Source organism: Bradyrhizobium sp. BR 1432 (assembly GCF_051547705.1).
Classification (GTDB): Bacteria; Pseudomonadota; Alphaproteobacteria; order Rhizobiales; family Xanthobacteraceae; genus Bradyrhizobium; species Bradyrhizobium zhanjiangense.
Window position 1 is genome coordinate 416,772 of sequence record NZ_JBPUGF010000003.1, and the last position, 16,280, is coordinate 433,051.

14 protein-coding genes are annotated in these 16,280 nt (G+C 55.8%); 13 read left to right on the forward strand and 1 reads right to left on the reverse strand.

The window, feature by feature from the left end; genetic code table 11:
* Positions 1–209 precede the first annotated feature (209 nt).
* The 9 genes from ACSKB8_RS02165 (at position 210) to ACSKB8_RS02205 (ending at position 9,309) form a co-directional block, all read left to right on the forward strand.
* Positions 210–737, forward strand: a complete 528-nt coding sequence (locus tag ACSKB8_RS02165) for an Lrp/AsnC family transcriptional regulator (RefSeq protein WP_438102190.1) — start codon at positions 210–212, stop codon at positions 735–737.
* A gap of 335 nt (positions 738–1,072) precedes the next feature.
* A complete protein-coding gene (locus tag ACSKB8_RS02170; RefSeq protein WP_438102192.1) occupies positions 1,073–1,909 on the forward strand; it encodes a Crp/Fnr family transcriptional regulator in 837 nt (278 codons plus the stop codon).
* Between the two features lie 946 nt (positions 1,910–2,855).
* Positions 2,856–4,820, forward strand: coding sequence for an AAA family ATPase (locus ACSKB8_RS02175; RefSeq protein WP_438102194.1), 1,965 nt, complete (start codon positions 2,856–2,858; stop codon positions 4,818–4,820).
* Positions 4,820–5,029: a KTSC domain-containing protein gene (locus tag ACSKB8_RS02180; protein ID WP_438110350.1), complete on the forward strand. Its 210-nt coding sequence runs from the start codon at positions 4,820–4,822 to the stop codon at positions 5,027–5,029. The genes ACSKB8_RS02175 and ACSKB8_RS02180 overlap by 1 nt, the downstream gene beginning before the upstream one ends.
* Positions 5,030–5,489: 460 nt before the next feature.
* The gene (locus ACSKB8_RS02185) at positions 5,490–5,720 is read left to right on the forward strand and encodes a hypothetical protein (protein WP_438102196.1); all 231 of its coding nucleotides are present in this window, start codon (positions 5,490–5,492) and stop codon (positions 5,718–5,720) included.
* Between the two features lie 306 nt (positions 5,721–6,026).
* Positions 6,027–6,965, forward strand: coding sequence for a phosphoenolpyruvate mutase (aepX, locus tag ACSKB8_RS02190; RefSeq protein ID WP_438102198.1), 939 nt, complete (start codon positions 6,027–6,029; stop codon positions 6,963–6,965).
* A gap of 140 nt (positions 6,966–7,105) precedes the next feature.
* Complete coding sequence (locus ACSKB8_RS02195; protein WP_438102200.1) at positions 7,106–7,897, forward strand: phosphocholine cytidylyltransferase family protein; 792 nt, start codon at positions 7,106–7,108, stop codon at positions 7,895–7,897.
* 7 nt (positions 7,898–7,904) lie between these two features.
* Positions 7,905–8,513: a CDP-alcohol phosphatidyltransferase family protein gene (locus ACSKB8_RS02200; protein ID WP_438102201.1), complete on the forward strand. Its 609-nt coding sequence runs from the start codon at positions 7,905–7,907 to the stop codon at positions 8,511–8,513.
* Positions 8,514–8,637: 124 nt separating this feature from the next.
* Complete coding sequence (locus tag ACSKB8_RS02205; RefSeq protein ID WP_438102203.1) at positions 8,638–9,309, forward strand: class I SAM-dependent methyltransferase; 672 nt, start codon at positions 8,638–8,640, stop codon at positions 9,307–9,309.
* A 199-nt stretch (positions 9,310–9,508) separates the two neighbouring features.
* On the opposite strand, the gene ACSKB8_RS02210 is transcribed toward ACSKB8_RS02205, so the two are convergent.
* Entirely contained in the window at positions 9,509–9,655 is a 147-nt protein-coding gene (locus ACSKB8_RS02210) for a hypothetical protein (protein WP_438102205.1), read from the reverse strand.
* Positions 9,656–9,925: 270 nt separating this feature from the next.
* Between ACSKB8_RS02210 and ACSKB8_RS02215 the strand changes: the two genes are divergently transcribed.
* From ACSKB8_RS02215 to ACSKB8_RS02230, 4 genes are all read left to right on the forward strand, one after another.
* Entirely contained in the window at positions 9,926–11,041 is a 1,116-nt protein-coding gene (locus tag ACSKB8_RS02215; RefSeq protein ID WP_438102207.1) for an aminotransferase class I/II-fold pyridoxal phosphate-dependent enzyme, read from the forward strand.
* Positions 11,042–11,080: 39 nt separating this feature from the next.
* On the forward strand, positions 11,081–12,028 hold the full coding sequence (ilvE, locus tag ACSKB8_RS02220) for a branched-chain-amino-acid transaminase (RefSeq protein WP_438102209.1): 948 nt from the start codon (positions 11,081–11,083) through the stop codon (positions 12,026–12,028).
* A gap of 592 nt (positions 12,029–12,620) precedes the next feature.
* Positions 12,621–13,268, forward strand: a complete 648-nt coding sequence (locus ACSKB8_RS02225; protein ID WP_438110352.1) for a class I SAM-dependent methyltransferase — start codon at positions 12,621–12,623, stop codon at positions 13,266–13,268.
* Between the two features lie 913 nt (positions 13,269–14,181).
* On the forward strand, positions 14,182–15,729 hold the full coding sequence (locus ACSKB8_RS02230; RefSeq protein WP_438102211.1) for a carbohydrate porin: 1,548 nt from the start codon (positions 14,182–14,184) through the stop codon (positions 15,727–15,729).
* The last annotated feature ends 551 nt before the right edge of the window (positions 15,730–16,280 follow it).

The following is a 16,280-nucleotide window of genomic DNA, read 5'->3' on the forward strand; positions in this document are numbered from 1 at the left end:
CCGAAGGCCGGCTTTGTGGCTTCGCCCCCTGCCGCGCCGCAGAATGCCGACGGCACGGCCCCCTCATCCCTACTCTGATAGTGCTATGCGACAATCCCATCCAAGTTGGGCCTTTGTCACGGAAGATTTCCTCGTATTTTCACCCTCGAGGATTTCCTGCGCGAAGTGGTTATCTCGCGGCGAAATACGTCTCAGGCTGGGAGGTGGTTATGCAGTACGACCGGATAGATGCCCGCATTCTCGATATCGTGCAAAAGAATAACCGTCTGACTTCAGATGTGATTGGCGAGATGGCCGGGCTTTCTCCTACCGCGTGCCAACGACGGTTGAAGAGGCTGCGCTCGGAGGGCATCATCCAGGCCGACGTGTCGGTTGTATCGCCGAGGGCGGTCGGACGACCTATTCAAGTGCTTGCACTGGTGACCTTGGAGCGGGAAAGCGCCGATATCATCGATAGATTTAAGAAAGCAATCAAATCATCAATCGACGTCGTCAACGGCTTTTACGTCACGGGCGATGCCGACTTCGTCCTGTATATTACCGCGCGGTCCATGGAGGAGTACGAGGAGTTCACGCGGCGCTTCTTCTACGAAAATCGCGACATCAAGGGCTTCAAGAGCATGGTCATATTGGATCGCGTAAAGGTTGGATTTGCTGTTCCGGTTGAGCTTCCCCAGACGATTGATTGCACCGATGCAGGCGATCGTCTCGCGCCCGCAATCAAGGTGTTGATCTGACCGTTCCACTCTCCGGTTGCTTTTTGGGATCTCAACCAGGATAGCGAGAAAAGACGCACCTAGAGCCCGGTCATACGGCAATGTCGTGGACGCAATCATCGTATCGCTAACGACAAGGTGCAAATGCAAGAATGTGGCGCGTTGAGTCCGAGCCGGCGCGAGCGCCTCCATTCGCTTGGTCGAAATTCGTCGAAGACAGGCCCCTCAACGCGGGATTTGGGCGCCGTTGAGTTACTCGTTGCATCAATCAAGATGAAGATGTTGCTATAGTCGTAATCACGTTCTCGTTACGGTCAGGCGCAGGCTAGCAAAGGCCTCCTGCCGGGAGAGGGACCATGACCGATCGCGTGCCCGCCGTCCTCGAAGTGCCTGACTGCTCAGAAGATAGAGCTCTCAAGCAGCTGCCTGGCACACGACCGGAGCCTCTGCGTTCTCTTCCGGTGCGTCCTGCGAAACGCCCCTTTGTGAAGAACGTAATCTTGGCGCGTCTTTCTATCCAACAGCTTGCGGCAATAGGGGACTGCGTCGAGCCGGTCGTCTTGAAAGAACGGATGGTTCTGCAAGAGCCAAAAAGGCCGGTCGAGCACGTCTATTTTGTCGAGAGCGGCCTCGTCTCGCTCAGAGTTGTTGCCGCGGGCAGTATGCTCGAAACGGCAGTCATAGGCTATCGGGGCGCGGTCGGCACTTCTTTCTTATGGGGAGGACATCTTTCAACCCATCAATCTGTCGTCGTTTTCCCCGGAAGCGCGCACAGAATTCGTGTCGAGGATCTTCGTCGGATCATGAAGGCGCATCCAGAGGTCCGCGACCATCTGTTTGAGTTCGTTCAAGCGCTGACATTCCAGTGCGTCCAGACCGGATTGTGCGGGGTTCGGCACCATCGTGAACAGCGCCTCGCGAGCTGGATGTGCCTTGCCAGTGAAGCTGTTGACGCCCGCGTGCTGCCAGTCACACACGATTATCTTTCCTCAGTGCTGGGGCTCCGCCGCGCAGGGGTAACGGAAACGTTGATTCGCTTCGAGGAGCAAGGGCTAATTCGCAAGATGCGGGGCGTCTTGCAGATCGACAACCCCAAATCGCTCGAAGAAAAGGCATGCTGTTGCTACAAGCTTGTCTCAGGTGCCTATGCCTTGTCATCAATGCGCAGCCTCAGCGAAGAACAGGCGAGTTAACAACTTCCAAGCTGCGTTCTGCATCAGCTGCTCTGGCTATTTATCGTGGGGCGCAGATGAACCAGATTCGAGGGCTAGCTGAGCAGTTCATATGATCGCTCAATGGAGGCTCAGCACGAGGGCTGATGTTATCGGCGGGCTGATCCAAAGCGGGGGACGTGCATCTTGAGACGCCCCCTCCAGGAGGACGCGGTCAAAGCCGGCGAACCGTCTTGCACGCCCATCGGGTCATTCCCTACCAGCCTGCGGCCGCTTCGATAAGCTAAGCTGACCGACGTGTGATGGCGAGATGACCATCACCTAAGCTTATTGGGTTAGGCCACACGTCCTTCGAACCTACTCAAGACAAAGCTGCCTGGACGCATAGGTGTATTCGAGGGCTAGCTGACGGGCAACTTCGACGAGATTGGCTGCGGTGCTAGCGCAGCGAGCCTGGCAGCGGCCTTGCGCTGGATACACGCGATCGTCACCTTCGTAGAGGTAAGTCGGCGACAGCCAACGCGTCGATGTCGCGGATGGTCTGAATCCCCATTGCCACGGCACCGGCACGATCTCCAAATTGCACGGACTGTGATCTAACGAACAGCCTTGCTGTCATCAAGCTGCGCGGCAAGTGCGTCAATGGTGCTTGAGCCCTAGATGCAGCGAGCAGCGCTGCGAGTCAACCGCTCGCTCAATCCGCCGCCGTTGAGCTATCGGCCTGGCAGACCCGTTGTTCGGCTGTGCCGAACGCCTACCATCAGGATCATGGTCGCGTCCCCTAAGGAGCTTCCTTCCATAATCAAGGGGCCAAACTGCACGAATGGTCCAATACCCGCAGATTCTCTGCGAGCATCGCCCTCATGAGCAGCATTCCAGCTTTAGACATCGCGTATCGAAATGACATTAACAAGTCCGCCCGATTTGGACCGTTCAGTGATATCCAATTACTACTCCGGAGTGCGACGTGAGAATTCGAGCGGTTCGCGTACAAAATTTCAGAGGCTTTGAAGACGAGACAGTTTCATTCGGCTCATGCACATGTTTGGTTGGCCCCAACGGCGCAGGAAAATCGACGATCCTGTCCGCACTTAACGTGTTCTTTCAAGAAGCGAGCAGTGCAACGGATGTAGCAACGCTCACGACAGAAGATTTCCATGGTGGGAACACGGACGTTCCCATTCAAATCACCGTCACGTTCGATCAGCTCAGCGAGGCAGCTAAAGAGGCGCTATCGCACTACGTGCGCCATGGCGAGCTGGTGATCACATCAGTTGCGGTTTTCGATCCTCAAACAGCTAAGGCTCCTGTCATCCAGTGGGGAGAACGGCTCGTTTTCAAGCAATTCGCTCCGTTCTTTGAGGACGATAAGAACAAAACGACTGTCGAGCCACTTCGCGCCCGCTTCTTCGAGATAACCAAGGGATTGGCTGATTTTCCCGATATCGGGAAAAAGCCCGCCAAGGCCGCCATGATCGATGCTCTTCGATCTTACGAGGAGGCCCGCCCAGAAATTTGTGAAACTCAGCGAAGTAGCGATCATTTCTACGGCGTCGGCAAGATCAAGGGAAAGCTTGAGCCCTTCGTGCAGTGGATTTATCTACCGGCCGTCAAGGACGCGTCTGCAGAAGCCGAAGAAGCCGGAAACACCGCGTTGGGCAAACTGCTCCAACGAACGGTGCGTCAGAAGGTCAACTTTGACGATGCATTGGAGGCTCTGCGCACGCGCGTCCGCGCCGAGTACGACGCCCTACTCGAGGCGGAGCAGGGCACGCTTCAGGAAATCTCAGACAGCTTGGCCAAGCGGCTAGCCGTCTTCGCGCATCCAGATGCTAGTCTCATGGTCGAGTGGCTGCAGGGCAGTGAGAAGTCTGTTTCCATCGGGGAGCCCAGGGCAACCATCAAAGCTAGGGAAGGCCTATTCAAAGGAAGCATCTTGCGCTTCGGTCACGGCTTGCAGCGGTCGTTCCTCTTAGCAATTCTGCAAGAGCTGGCTTCCGTCGAAAGCGCGTCAACAGCGCAAGACGGCCACGAAAAACCAACCTTGGTTCTGGGCTGCGAGGAACCCGAGCTCTACCAGCACCCGCCGCAAGCAAAGCACCTATCGACTGTGCTGAGAGAGTTGGCCTCCCTTGGCAATCAGGTTATGCTTACGACTCACAGCCCTTATTTTGTATCGGGCGAGGAGTTCGACGAGATCCGGCTTGTTCGTCGGGCGGCGAAATCGGGCGAGTCGAACGTAAAATCTACTGACTTCGACAGGTTTGCCCTGCGCATCGCTAAAGCGACTGGTAGGAAGCCGGATAAGAACCCGGTTGCAAGGGCCAAGCTGCTTGCCGCGCTCAGGCCCGAGCCGTCTGAATTGTACTTTAGCCAACGCTTGGTGCTTGTCGAAGGCATTGCCGACCGCGCCTATCTCTCAGCGGCCCTTCATCTGGATGGTCAGTGGAACGCAATGCGAAGGGCCGGGCTGCATATTCTGCCGACCGAGGGAAAGTCGAACATCCTTCAGTTGCTGACGATTGCTCAAGAGCTGGAAATTCCCGCTTTTGTCATATTCGATGCCGATGGCGATGAAACACGTCCTGGCCCTCGTCGCCACCATGAGATCGACAATACGGCTTTGCTCACAGCTCTCCAGTTAGGGTGTGGCGCCTTCCCGCCGGAGATCGTGTGGGACGACTGCTGTGCGATTTGGCCTAACAACATCGAAGATTCGGTTAGGCTGTGTTTTGACGGTGCGGATTGGGACAGGATCAACAATGAGGCTCGGCGCGCCATCGATCCGTCTGCCGGAGGTCTTGGGAAAAATCCAGCATTGATTGGCGAGCTGCTTGCCGTGGCGTGGGCTGAGGGTAAAAGGCCGGACGTTTTGGTGGAGCTCATGAGGCGGCTCAATGCATTTGGCGACCAGAAGGAAGCCGCAGCATGATGAGAACACCGGTCCGGTCGGCGACATTGGTCTCGGTGGGCTACGATGAAACCAAACAACTGCTAGAAATCGAATTTCAAAAGAATTCCGTCTATCAATACTCGGGGGTGCCAAAGTCGGTTTACAAGCAGCTGATGGCCGCCTCATCGAAGGGAAGATTTTTCGACCGGCGTATCCGAAACCAATTCAAGACATTGAGAATCTCATAGTCCGAATTGCTTGGACCGCCATCTCACAAGCCGCTGAACTTATCCGGACGGCGCACGGCCCTGCAGAGCTCAGGGTAAGTTGTTCGAACATTACGAAGCCGGCCGTTAGCGATGCAAGCTAGATCGGCGGAGACCTCTCTTATTGCTGCGAAGTGCATTTCGAACGCCTTTCCTTGCTTTTTGATCGCTAGCCCGCTCGGGCCGGGCATTCTCGCGAATCTCGCATTTTGCCAGAACTGGTAGGAGAAGCTCGCTCGCATTCGTCGTATTCATTGCGAGCTCGGTGCGCGGCATACGCCTAGCTCCATAGCCTGTGTGGACCCTGGCGAAAACGAGGTTGATGTCACTCCATCCTAGTAAGTCGCCTGACAATTCAGCAACTGTTCGTGATGCGAGTTGGCATGCCTCCGCTACGGACTTCGTCACATGAGCCTCAGCCGTCGTTCCACGAGGGGACACGATGACTCCGCTCCTCGAGTCCACTTCGCGTGGCTCCGCCACACGGACCGTTCTTGTTGGCAGGAATCGGGCCGGTTACTGGGTCGCCCTTGAACAAGGGGGCTCCTTTGGCGGCCTGTTTGTCAACCGCACCCAAGCCCTGAAATATGCGCTGTTCGAGAATGGGGGCCATCCAGAGAGCATCATCGAGGTCACGCGTGAGATTGAATTGGAGATTCGCACCAGCTCATGAGCGCCGTAGCGCCAGATTTCGCAAACAGATATCCTTGAAGGGGCGAGCCGGAGATTGGCCTAAAACGACCTCAGCCCAATGCGGGCTTGCCACACCGCCGCTCGCGTCCATGCAATACGCTAGTACGGGGTTAGACCTTAAGCACAGGTCCGGAGCAATCCGCCTTAACTGCCGACTCGCATCCATAGCGAAATGCCCGCTTTTTATTCCCGTTTCACCTACCAATTCTAGCGATTGATCGAGTTGTCAGAAACATGTCACTTGGCGAGCAATGAACACAGACCGATCGGTGCGCCCGGAGTCTGCATGCAAGATCACTCAAATTCTCTCCTCGCCGACGGCAGTGGTCGAGAAGTCGATTCTTCCCGTGCTGATACGCTGCGCAGAGAGGTCTGCTCCAGCGCCGAACTCTCTTTCCTGATGGAAGCACATGATGGCCTCTCGGCTGCAATCGCCGAGCGCGCAGGCTTCAAGGGTCTTTGGGCGTCCGGTCTATCGATTGCCTGCTCTCTGGGCTATCGTGACGCGAACGAAGCATCGTGGAGCCAGCTTGTTGACGCGGTTGAACGCATTGTAGATTCGAGTCAACTGCCCGTGCTGGTCGACGGCGACGGCGGTTTCGGGAACTTCAACAATGCTCGCCTGCTGGCTCGTAAACTCTGCGAGCGCGGCGTTGCGGGTATTGCGCTGGAAGACAGCTGCTTTCCGAAGCTAAACTCGTTTGTTGGCAACCGTCATCCCCTCGCCGACATTCACGAATTCTGTGGACGCTTGCGCGCCGTGAAGGACACGGTTGCGAACGAGCTCGTTCTTGTGGCCCGGATCGAAGCGCTAATCGCCGGACAGGGAATGCACGAAGCAATCGCACGGGCTCACGCATACCGGGAAGCCGGAGCCGATGCGATCCTGATTCACTCGCGAAGCAGCTCCGCAGACGAAATCCTTTCGTTCGCAAATGCTTGGCAGAACAGGTTGCCGGTCGTGATCGTTCCAACGAAATACTATCGGACACCGACCTGCGAGTATCGTCGCGCCGACATCTCGACGGTCATTTGGGCCAATCACTCCATGCGAGCGGCAGTCGCCGCAATGGCTCGGGTCTGCGGCCGCATCTTCGCTGAAGAGAACGTTGCGAACATCGAGCCCGATATCGCCCCCCTTGAAGATATTTTTGAGCTGTTCAGCTACGATGAACTCACCGAGGCTGAAGCGCGGTACCTCCATCCTAACAACCTGCAGCATTAGGGTCATTCGCGGTCCAAGTCAGGTGGCTTAGGCCAGCCAACAATGGCTACGCTTGCTGCTCAAACTACTGCACCAGATGTGCGTCGAATAGACTAACGCTTTGGACCAAACACGTACACCTCGGCGGCTGATGCGATCAAATGACTATGAGCGGTCCCAAGAACGCGATCATTCTCGCCGCCGGCATCGGCTCTCGCCTTCGACCGCTGACCGTCCTTCGGCCGAAGCCTTTGGTCGAGGTCAACGGCACGCCGATTCTCTACAACGCCCTTCGAAATCTAGAAGCCGTCGGCGTCAAAGAGGTGACGCTCGTGGTCGGTTATCGCAAGCACGCTATTCAATACGCGTGCGCGCATCGCTTTGGCACGCTTGCGATCAACTATGTGGAATCATCGGCTTTCGACCGTACCGGAAGCGCATATTCGCTGTGGCTCGCGCGTGACGCGCTGCTTTCCGGAGATTGCTTTCTCCTGGAGGGCGATGTGTTCTTCGAGGAGGACGCGCTGCAACATCTGCTGCACAGCGCCGCAACCGACGTGGCCGCAATCGTTCCCTTCGAGGAATCGATGGAAGGCTCGGCAGTCCTGTTGACGGATAGCGGCCTCATCTCGGAGTTCCGTATGAGGCAAACCGGAGAAAACCTAGCCGCGAATGGTCCACGGCTTTTCAAAACGATGAACCTATTGCGACTTTCAGCGTCGACACTCAAGGCGACGATTGTTCCAGCGCTGGACCAGATCATAGGGTCCGGAGTGACCCAGGCCTACACTGAGGAGCTTCTTTCATACCTTGTTAAACTGCGCGGCCTGCAGCTCGCCACTACGCGGTGCGACCATGTCAGATGGTACGAAATCGACACCACTGAAGATCTGCAAGTCGCAGAGCGACTTTTCAGGGGAGTGCAAGGCCGAGGCACGCCTCGCAAAAGGTGAACTTTTGATGCTCAAATATCTCTGGGATCCGGCGAACGCTATAACAACTGGGGGCCTTCTCTTTTCGTCCGTCAGTCTGTTTCTTGTCCTGTCCAATCGCCTTGAACTGTCGATAGCGACAGCACTTTGGGCTGTCCTGTCCGACCACCTCGACGGAATAGTGGCAGCTCACACGAAAAATCGCCACCCAGATGTTGCCAAGATGGGAAAGAGCCTCGACGGGTTTGCTGACCTCATCTACGGAGCCGTCTTGCCGGCGGCAATCCTAATCCAACTCAGCGGAGCCTCGGGTTTTGCCCTAGTCACCGCGACCGCCCTGCTCGCAGCGGGAGCAATTAGGCTCAGCTACTTTGACAACTTCGGCCGCTTACGCGACGGCCGTTTTCTAGGGCTCCCATTATCATACGACATTCCTGTGATGGCGATCACTTTCCTTGCTCGACCGTTGGTTTCAGATAAGCTTTTCGTACACTTCACGCTCAGCACTTTCATCCTACTCGCAGGACTACACGTCGCGCCGATTCGCGTCCCAGCGCCGAATATGACCATGTACGTCGCAATCTCAATATTCGTCGTCATCGCTTCATCGGCTCTGGGATTGCGAGGTCTAAGCTAACCAGCGTGGCGCAGGTGGTATCGGTACGGAGCTCCAGATCTTCGCAAGTTCATCCCCAGACTTAGCTGGCCGAGAGACGTCAGGCGGCGGTTTGGGCCGCTTAAGCAGCCGAAAGGAGAGCTGGATGTTAGCAAGTAGCATCTTTGAGGGAGCAGCGTTTTACTATGCTCGCTATCAACCTGAGTATCCGCACGAACTCTTCAGGTCGCTTAGCGAACATCTTCTTCTAACCCCTGAAAGTCGCGTACTCGATCTTGGATGTGGTACCGGACAGATCGGACTTGGACTTGCTCCCGGCGTTGGACATGTGGACTGCGTCGATCCAAATCGCGCCATGCTGGGCGAGGCCGACCGACTTTCCTCCGAACGCGGCCTGCTCAATATTTCGCTGATCGAAAGCACGGCCGAGGAGATGGATTCGGGCTTGACCGGCTACCAAGGGGCCACGATCGCGAGTGCCTTTCACTGGATGGACCGCTCGCTCGTTCTGGAGACGCTTGATCGTCGTCTGCTATCGTCCGGCAAGGTAGCGATCATCACAAGAATTCGCGACGAAACCGCACCGAGTGATTGGTGGAACAGGATCTGGGACTTCGTGCACACCTGGTGGGGAGGCTATTTCCCGCCGGACGTGGCGATAAGCGCCGCGAATTACGTGTGGATCACGACGCTGTTCTGCGCCGATCGACGTTTTCGAACGTCACAAGGAGCCACATCCCTTACATGGTATCATGGACCTCCGAGAAACTCGTTCAATATATGTATTCCACATCAAAGGCCTGTCCAGGTGTACTAACGCAGAGACGAGATGAGTTCGACGAGCAGTTGCGCTCACTACTTCACCAACTGTCGCCGGCTGATACGTTTATCGAAAGATGCCATTTAGATATCTTTTACGCCGGCCGCTACTAAGCGGCGGAATGCAGCGGAGTTCTTCACGCAATAGGAAAAAGGAAATCCTGCGGAGCTTCCGCATATGGAGATTGTGCTGAATTTCAATCGCCCGAGGTGCACACTTGATCGCCGATCTCGTTCTTTCGCGGCTCGCGATGATAGTCCATTCTGAGCGGCAGAATGACCTCTATGCAGCGGCTCCTACTGGCGAGCAGATTTCCCATGCTTTTGCTGATGAGGTTGGTCATTGCCCGCGGCTCTGGCCGGCGTCATCGAACGAATCCCAGTTACGTGCGAGAGCTCTGATCAGTCTTACAGGCCTGCTGCTGGTCACAGAGCAAACTGCAGCTGACCAGGGAACGCGGCATTTGGGGCAGAAGCGAAACCGTCGATCCCACAATCAACCGCATCGTGGGAAGTCGCCTCCCTGACCTCGCTTCTATAATTTGCCGGCGGAGAGCCGGCCAAAAGCCACAGCTTTGATGTAATGCGGTATTGGTCGCCCGAGGAGAATAAAAATGTCTGTTGGTGACGCGACGGCACCGATTGATATGACGCGGACATGGGCTCCTCAAGTGCCAGCTTTCCGCGAACATGTCGAAAGAAGCCTCATTGCGGCGGCGCGCGCACCGGACCTTGCCAGCACAATACAACGCCATCGCTTCCACGGAAGTGCACGTGACAAAGAGGCCGCCGCCGATTGGTTGAGGAACCGGCTCGGCGCGCCCCCTAGTCCTACCCGCTTATTGATGACAGGTGGCACTCAGAACACGCTAATGGTCCTATTCTCGCGCCTAGCTCCCCAAGGAGCTGCAATTGCCGCTGAAAAGCTGACTTATGCAGCGATCGGCCAACTCGCAATGCTGGGGCGGATTAGCGTTCTACCCGTTGACATAGACGAAGACGGCATGCGTGACGATTCCCTTGAGTCATTGTGCAAAGCTCACAATCTGGCGGCCGTTTACATCAACCCGACAGGTCACAATCCGACGACTTCAATGATGTCGCTTGAGCGCAGACAGAGGGTCGCTCGAGTAGCCCGCAAGTACGCTCTTCCCATTATCGAAGATGACGTACATGGCCTTATAACCAAGAATGCGCCCCCTCCGCTGGCTTCGATCGCCCCCGATCTCACTTGGTACCTGATGAGCGTCTCAAAATGCTTGGGCATCGGATTGAGGACTGCGTATCTTATTGCGCCATCGGGGGACGGCCTTGCCGATCTTCTTCGACCAATACCAAGCGTCTCGAGTTGGTTTGTACCAGGGTTATCCGCGGCCATTATCACTCACCTGATTGAAAGTGGTGCCGCAAGTCACATTGTCGGACAGATATCCAAGGAGATCGCGGCCCGGCAAGACATTGCGCAGGAGATGCTTGGGCATCTAGGGGTGATGCGCACGAACAAATCGTCCTTGCACGTCTGGATCGACTTGCCATCTCCCTGGACAGCAGAGCCATTCATCCAAGCTGCTCGCACGAAGGGCGTAATCCTGAGACATCCGGGAGTGTTTGCGACAGCTGGCATCAACGTCGAGCACAACATCAGAGCATCTCTGATCGCTCCGTCAACTCACGAGGACCTCCGACGTGGACTGAGTGTTCTAGCGGTCTTACTCCTCAGTCGGACTTAACTCGCGGATCGTGGCAACTCAGAACAGGTGTAAGCATAGATGGTGGCGCCAGAATTTGCCTATCTCAACGGCCGAATTGTACCATGGGATGACGCCAGGGTGCATGTATTCTCGCCCGTGGCGAAGTATGGCATTGGTGTTTTCGAAGGAATACGCGGCTATTGGAACGAAAACGTCCAGCAATTGTATCTCTTTCGTCTTGCAGAGCACCTCGAGCGATATGCCTTCTCGCAAAAGGCAATGAGGTTCGATCAGCCGATCTCCAGTTATAAGCTAATCGAGGCACTCATTCACCTCTGTCGTGCAAATGCATTTCGCACGACGGTGCATATTCGGATGATGGCGTTCATTGATGGGCACGGCGATTTGGGAGCAAAAGGACCGGTCGGGACCGCGATTACGGCCTTGCCCCGCGAGGCCACTAGACAATCCATCGAAGGCGCTTCTGCTCAGATCAGTTCTTGGATGCGCATGCCGGACAACGTCATGCCCGCACGCATCAAATGCAATGCAAACTATCACAACGCGCGATTGGCGATGATGCAGGCCCAACTCGATGGATACGATATCGCATTTCTCCTCAATTCAAGGGGAAAACTGGCGGAGGCGCCAGCGATGTGCGTATTTATGGTTCGCGATGGTCAGTTGGTCACGCCAAGCGGAACCAACGACATACTGGAATCGATAACACGCCAGACCGTTATTCAGTTAGCACGTGAATATCTCGGGGTAGATACGGTCGAGCGCGATGTCGATCGGACGGAACTTATCCTCGCCCAGGAGGTGTTCTACTGCGGCACCGGTGCCGAAATCACTCCGGTGACGTCGATCGACCGCATGGTGGTAGGGAGTGGTCAACCTGGAGCGATCACACGGCAGCTAATCGAGATCTACCGGGCGATCGCCACCGGAGCGAATACCGCACACGAGTCATGGCGAACTCCTGCCTTTGAAGAGATTGATGCAAAAGGGACGACCTCACCTTAGCCGCTAGCCGCAGTCAATGATGTCATCATCGTCGAATTGTTGGCGGTTCTCCAACCCACAACTGCCACAATGCCGATCCTAATTCCTTAACGCGCCGCGGACGCTGTTGCGGTCGCTAACCTTCGCCACCAATCGCGAGCGGCGCTATTGGCACCCACAGCGCCAACCTGAATGCGTGCGCACCTCCCCTCTCGCTCTTCACCTACTGGTATTTATAGTCTGCGTTTTGAGCGCTGCTTGATAGGATAGGCGGCGTGATTGATTGCAGACTTGACGAATTCGTCCGCGCTCGGGGCACCCTTGGGGTCTTCGTCGCCCTGAACGTGCGCAAACCATCCCGCAATCAGTTGGATTCGAAGCTACTCCCCGCTCGGCCTCCATCTGCGTGAGGGAACGCCGCTCTCCTTTGTTTAATTCTCCGCTCGAGGATCGCTATGAATGAACGGGTGACATGGCAGCTCTATAACGGCGCCGCTCTGGACTACGACGAGTATAGGCCGAGCTATCCTCACGCGGTCTTTGATCTTCTCACGGACTATCATTCGGCACTTGCGCCACTGCGGTCAGCCGCAGACGTCGGAGCGGGACGGGGATTTTCAGCAGACAGCTGATGGCGTCAGTTCCGAGCATTGAGCGCCTAACCTGTATTGAGCCAAACTGCGATATGGCCGCCGTTGCCAAGGAGCGATCCGCGGCGTTTCGTGGCCTCGACGTCCTCGCCGGGTTTGCTGAGACGCTTCCGCTTCCAGATCATTCATGTGAACTTGTGACGGCAGCAACGGCGGCTAACTGGTTCGATCGGCCTCTATTCTACCAAGAGGCTGCACGGGTGCTGAAGCCTTCCGGAACATTGCTGCTCCTACAGAACAAGCATCGGCACGAGGAAAGCGCTTTTCTCGGTGATTTCGTCAGCCTTCAAGAGCGCTACATCCCTGGATTTCGCCGAGACCACTACTCTGATTTCTGGGGCGGTTATGGGAAAGCTGATTTCGAAGCGGAACTCCGTTCGAGGCACGATCTGGTGGCTGTGGAGCGCTACAAGCTCGAATGGCGCCAGACGACGACCGCAGAGCAGTTTCGCGGCTACTGTCAATCAGGACATTTAAAGAAGGCGATCGCTAGGTCTGGCGCCGTAACGATCGCCAAGGAGGTCGACGCCCTTCTAGACCGGCATCAGGACGCGTCAGGTTATGTCAGTGTTGACTGGCTGACCGATCTCGTTTTGAGCAGAGCCCGGTAGGAGCAACCGCTGCAGAAGCGCTAACTTCCTTTATCCGAATAGCAAGAAGTCCCCGGGTTATCGATGTTTGGCTCACATCTAGGCTCGATGCCGGTCGCGCCGGACTGTTGAGCGCGCCGCAGCAGCTGTGTGCGATCGGTGCAGATGCTTGTCGAGCGATCCTTAAAAGGTGTCTGGCTCGCGCTACTGGCGCTGGAATGGGCCTGCGCTGTCTGCGACACCGCCTAGATCGCGCGCAGAGAAAGAGGCGACTCGCGATCGTGTTCGTCGCCCCAGCTGGCAGCCGACCAAGCCGACTATGAGCTTCCGTGGCATTGATCTCTTCTTCGCGGGATCGCCAACCTGCGGACAACGGCTGCTCCTTGAGCGTGGCCCCGATGCTTTAGACCGGCCAATTCAACCAACCGAGAGTCCTCTTCGCGTAGACAACGGAATGGCACGTTCTCGGCTCGAGGCCGAGATGGATGCGACACCGGACCAAGCCCGAACTTGTCCGATTGCAGCGAGAGCCGTTTCGATTGTCGCCACAAGCGGCTGGCACTGAGCAGAAGTCCGAATAAACGCTTGATTAAATTTGCATCATTCCGGCCGAGGTTATAACGCACCAAGCTTCAACTGCAATGTCGAATAATCCCAAAGGCGATGACCGCCCCGGACAGCCTTCGAATCCGGGCGCCTCACACTTCACCACACTCAGATTGCTCCGCCCGATAACTTGGACGGTCCGCCTGCCTGTAGAGTGATCTCGCTCCGCAGTCGCACGGGTACACCCTCGCAATAGCATCCCAAACAGTCAGCGCCATCGCATCTTACAGGCAATCACATCGAATTATCCGATACCTGTCATCCTCCAGTTGCGGTCGCGATGCCAAACACAGCGCGCAACGGCTCTAACCGCGTCTGGGGAGATTCTATGCGCGTTAAGATGAACAACGATGTACAAAATTATCGGACAAGACCCTCGACATCAGGACATGCGTTTCGCTTTCGAACCATTAGAGAAGCGGAGCTAGCAATTGCATGTATCCTGGCAGCTAGTCTTATTACCGGAACGGCGCTGGCACAAACGACCAATATGCCTTATCAGAAAAGCAACACTCCGACCGAGATCGCCAAGATGAAAGTTCAAAAGAAGATGATCCAACTTGGGAGTGATACTGCTGAAAAACGAACAGTGCGTCCTGGCGCTCGCCCAGCCAAAGCTATCACGCCCCAGCCCGACCAATTCGCAAAGTTCGAAAACCTCCGCATAAAGGGATTGGAGGTCAACTTACCTGGTCCAGCCGATACTTTGGTTCAGGACAAAGGAGGCATCAGATCCGCGCTGGCAGAGATTGGGATCGGATACATTGCTTGGACGCAAAATACCTACGTTAACAACCTTCTGCCGAATGCAGCCAAGAGCACGATCGCCAACCAACTATATAGCGGGCAGAATCCGACCTTCTATACCCTAAATTACATGATGGTGACCTACGATCTCAGCCGGTATGGGATCCCCGACGGTCAGATCATTGTTGGAACCGAGCAGCAATCTTGGACATGGCAGCCCGGAGGCCCGGATAGATGGGGAATCAACACGATCGCCTACTACCAAACCTTTTTCGATCGGAAGCTCGAGCTCAAAGTCGGCTACCTCATGAACTCATATGAGTTAGCCGGCACCGTGGTCGGAGGGAATCCAGGAGCGAACGTCTTCGGCCCCTCGTCGAATGTGCTTTATCAAGGAGGGATGAACTTCGCACCCGCGCCGACACCAACTCTCAACCTGACTTACCATTTCGATGACCGACTGTATAACAAAGTGTCGCTCCAACGCTCTACCAGTCCAGACGGGGTGTTTGCGCACATAACTGCAAATCCAACGGGCTTAGACTGGAGTACGGCGAACGCTGGCATTCTGTTGCTTGACGAGAGCGGGTATCGCAACAGCGCGGCTCCCGGTTTACCCGAGACGTGGTTGCGGGCGGGTATTGGCTTCAACAACAGCCACTACACGAACTTGGCGTATCCAACCCAACCGAGATCTGACGAGAATAGACTCTATTACGTCGCTGCGGATAGGCAACTCTGGCAGAGCCAAGTCCATGACGCCGCATCGCGTGGCATCTATGGTGGATTCTCGATTATGGGAGCTCCGCCTGACCTCAATAAGGTTACTCAGTATTATGAGCTCCGGCTTTACGCGAAGGGACTCTTTGATAGCCGGCCAAGTGATCAAATCTCGCTTGTTGCTACCGACACGGTTTGGAGCAAATTTGCAGTTGATGCTGCGGCGGCTAAAGGAAATCTCGTTCATCGGGACGCGAAAGCAATCTCCGGAACATATACAGCGCATCTTGGCCCCGGAATATACGCGAGCTTGGGGCTGACATATATCGATCACCCGACAAGCATCACATATACGCCCCAAATCGGCCATGCCCTGAATTTCTCAGCGTCTACATCGATATTCTTCTAGCGGAGTAGCTCGCGTTATACGTGATGAAGGCCGCTCAAGAGTGGATAAGCTGAAATCGTAGAGCCCCGGGAGGACTGTGCGACCGGTGATGCGTACGAAGTTAATCTCGGCGTAAGCGAGGGCGACGCCAAAGGCGTCCCCTCGCAGTTGATTGGTTTGGTCGACGCCTGATCCTAGCTTACAGCACTCCAACGAGCGGGTCGCGCGGCGGGTATTTGCGACCTCTGCTTTCGGAGACGAGCTGAACTCCTGCAATTCTTGCCGGGCACTCAAGCCGGCTAGCCACGGCTTGGCCGCTCTCCCAATGCACCAGACCTTGCTACGCGCGGGCGTGTCCTGTGTTCACTTTTCGCCGGTCGCGTTCGGCCGCGAAGATAATTTGCTGTTGTTTCCGCCGACAATCGCAATTCGATGATCATCACGCAAGCCAAGAGCACGCCATGTTCAGATGTTGCGCGATTCTCATATGATTTTTCGATGTATGTCATCTGCATGTCGCTATCCACCTCTTGAAGTCGTTCGCGAGCGCGTTCGAGAGGTCAAGGAATTGA

What these genes read in the sequence shown, in the direction of transcription:
- ACSKB8_RS02165 (WP_438102190.1), top strand. Translation starts at nt 210, where the DNA reads ATGCAGTACGACCGGATAGATGCCCGCATTCTCGATATCGTGCAAAAG.
- ACSKB8_RS02185 (WP_438102196.1), top strand. Translation starts at nt 5,490, where the DNA reads ATGACTCCGCTCCTCGAGTCCACTTCGCGTGGCTCCGCCACACGGACC.
- ACSKB8_RS02205 (WP_438102203.1), top strand. Translation starts at nt 8,638, where the DNA reads ATGTTAGCAAGTAGCATCTTTGAGGGAGCAGCGTTTTACTATGCTCGC.
- ACSKB8_RS02215 (WP_438102207.1), top strand. Translation starts at nt 9,926, where the DNA reads ATGTCTGTTGGTGACGCGACGGCACCGATTGATATGACGCGGACATGG.
- ACSKB8_RS02200 (WP_438102201.1), top strand. Translation starts at nt 7,905, where the DNA reads ATGCTCAAATATCTCTGGGATCCGGCGAACGCTATAACAACTGGGGGC.
- ACSKB8_RS02170 (WP_438102192.1), top strand. Translation starts at nt 1,073, where the DNA reads ATGACCGATCGCGTGCCCGCCGTCCTCGAAGTGCCTGACTGCTCAGAA.
- aepX (WP_438102198.1), top strand. Translation starts at nt 6,027, where the DNA reads ATGCAAGATCACTCAAATTCTCTCCTCGCCGACGGCAGTGGTCGAGAA.
- ACSKB8_RS02195 (WP_438102200.1), top strand. Translation starts at nt 7,106, where the DNA reads ATGACTATGAGCGGTCCCAAGAACGCGATCATTCTCGCCGCCGGCATC.
- ACSKB8_RS02180 (WP_438110350.1), top strand. Translation starts at nt 4,820, where the DNA reads ATGAGAACACCGGTCCGGTCGGCGACATTGGTCTCGGTGGGCTACGAT.
- ilvE (WP_438102209.1), top strand. Translation starts at nt 11,081, where the DNA reads ATGGTGGCGCCAGAATTTGCCTATCTCAACGGCCGAATTGTACCATGG.
- ACSKB8_RS02230 (WP_438102211.1), top strand. Translation starts at nt 14,182, where the DNA reads ATGCGCGTTAAGATGAACAACGATGTACAAAATTATCGGACAAGACCC.
- ACSKB8_RS02210 (WP_438102205.1), bottom strand. Translation starts at nt 9,655, where the DNA reads ATGACCAACCTCATCAGCAAAAGCATGGGAAATCTGCTCGCCAGTAGG.